Consider the following 2500-nt stretch of genomic DNA (forward strand, 5'->3'; position numbering starts at 1 on the left):
TGGTTGCGGGGGCAGGATTTGAACCTGCGGCCTTCAGGTTATGAGCCTGACGAGCTACCGGGCTGCTCCACCCCGCGACACTGGGTATAGGGGCAAGGACAAGTGAATGGGTTTTGTGTGTATACGCGGACTATAATGCCTGGCGACGCCCTACTCTTCCACTGCTTGAGCAGTAGTACCATTGGCGCAGTCGGGTTTCACGGCCGAGTTCGGGATGGGATCGGGTGGGACACCGACGCTATGGCCACCAGGCAATAGAGTCCGCGAATAACAATCCCCACCAAGTGGTACTTGGCGGGGGCCCCGAGGGGAGGAGACCTCGCTTCGGGGGATTGGGTATAAAATCGATGCGTGCACTGGCTGTATTGATGACCGCACCCTGCCATCTAGCCCAGGGCTGATGGTGGGGGTGTGGAGCTCTCAAGCGCGAATAGGACAATTAGTATCGGTTAGCTCCATGCGTTACCGCACTTCCACATCCGATCTATCGAGGTCGTGGTCTTCGACCGTCCTGAGAAATCTTATCTTGAGGGAGGCTTCCCGCTTAGATGCTTTCAGCGGTTATCCCGTCCGTACATAGCTACCCTGCTGCGCCGTTGGCACGACGACAGGTACACCAGAGGTACGTTCAACCCGGTCCTCTCGTACTAGGGTCAACTCCTCTCAAATTTCGACGCCCACGGCAGATAGGGACCAAACTGTCTCGCGACGTTCTGAACCCAGCTCACGTACCACTTTAATTGGCGAACAGCCAAACCCTTGGGACCTGCTCCAGCCCCAGGATGTGATGAGCCGACATCGAGGTGCCAAACAACCCCGTCGATATGAGCTCTTGGGGGTTATCAGCCTGTTATCCCCGGCGTACCTTTTATCCGTTGAGCGATGGCCCTTCCACGAGGGACCACCGGATCACTATGACCGACTTTCGTCTCTGCTCGACTTGTCAGTCTCGCAGTCAGGCTGGCTTATGCCATTGCACTCTAACAGCCGGTTTCCAACCGGCCTGAGCCAACCTTCGCGCGCCTCCGTTACTCTTTAGGAGGCGACCGCCCCAGTCAAACTACCCGCCACAGAGGGTCCCTGTACCGGTTTCACGGTACGAGGTTAGACATTAAACAACAACAGGGTGGTATTTCACCTATGGCTCCACATCGGCTGGCGCCAATGCTTCAAAGCCTCCCACCTATGCTACACAGTTCTTGTCCAATGCCACTCTGAAGCTGCAGTAAAGGTGCACGGGGTCTTTCCGTCTAACCGCGGGTACTCCGCATCTTCACGGAGAATTCAATTTCGCTGAGCATGTCCTGGAGACAGTGGGGAAGTCGTTACGCCATTCGTGCAGGTCGGAACTTACCCGACAAGGAATTTCGCTACCTTAGGACCGTTATAGTTACGGCCGCCGTTTACCTGGGCTTCATTTCAGAGCTTGCACTCCTCCACTTAACCTTCAGGCACCGGGCAGGCGTCAGGCCCTATACGTCGTCTTGAAGCCGACTTAGCAGAGCCCTGTGTTTTTGCTAAACAGTCGCTACCCCCTGGCCTGTGCCCCCCATGAGAGCTTGCGCTTACATGGGGCCTCCTTCTTCCGAAGGTACGGAGGCAATTTGCCGAGTTCCTTCAGGACACTTCTCTCAAGCGCCTTGGTATACTCTACCTGACCACCTGTGTCGGTTTCGGGTACGGTCTATACGGTGGGGCTATTTCCCGGGACCTCTTCGAGGCACGTCCAATCCGATAAGGACGTACAACACACGAGATCCGTCACACACCACCAGGCCCACGAATATTAACGTGGTTCCCATCGACTACCCCCTTCGGGCTCGTCTTAGGGGCCGGCTCACCCTGCGCGGATTAGCCTTGCGCAGGAACCCTTGGTCTTTCGGCGAGAGGGCATCTCACCCTCTTTATCGCTACTCATGTCTGCATTCGCACTTCCGATACCTCCACGACCCATTACCAGATCGCTTCGCAGGCTTACGGAACGCTCCGCTACCGCGTGCACTTGCGTGCACACCCTAAGCTTCGGTGCGTGTCTTGAGCCCCGTTACATCTTCGCCGCAGAAACCCTTGTTTAGACCAGTGAGCTGTTACGCTTTCTTTAAAGGATGGCTGCTTCTAAGCCAACCTCCTGGTTGTTTTGGGATTTCCACATGCTTTCCCACTTAGACACGACTTGGGGACCTTAGCTGTAGGTCAGGGCTGTTTCCCTTTTGACGACGGACCTTAGCACCCGCCGTCTGTCTCCCGAGTATCACTCATAGGTATTCGGAGTTTGGTTAGTATTGGTAGATCTCGCGACCCCCGCAACCATCCAGTGCTCTACCCCCTATGGTGTCCGCTCGAGGCACTACCTCAATAGTTTTCGCGGAGAACCAGCTATTTCCCGGCTTGATTGGCCTTTCACCCCTAAGCACAACTCATCCGGTAACTTTTCAACGTTAATCGGTTCGGACCTCCAGTGCGTGTTACCGCACCTTCATCCTGGTCATGCATAGATCGC

General features: G+C 55.6%; 1 tRNA gene and 2 rRNA genes (1 of these 3 cut by a window edge). All 3 read right to left on the minus strand.

The window, feature by feature from the left end:
• Window positions 1-77 (minus strand) — tRNA-Met (locus ACFX59_RS18135).
• Between the two features lie 60 nt (window positions 78-137).
• Window positions 138-252 (minus strand): 5S ribosomal RNA (gene rrf, locus ACFX59_RS18140).
• Window positions 253-419: 167 nt separating this feature from the next.
• Window positions 420-2500 (minus strand): 23S ribosomal RNA (locus ACFX59_RS18145); it runs 742 nt beyond the window's last position.

The sequence above is a fragment of the Sphingomonas sp. NCPPB 2930 genome, assembly GCF_042867205.1.
GTDB lineage: Bacteria > Pseudomonadota > Alphaproteobacteria > Sphingomonadales > Sphingomonadaceae > Sphingomonas.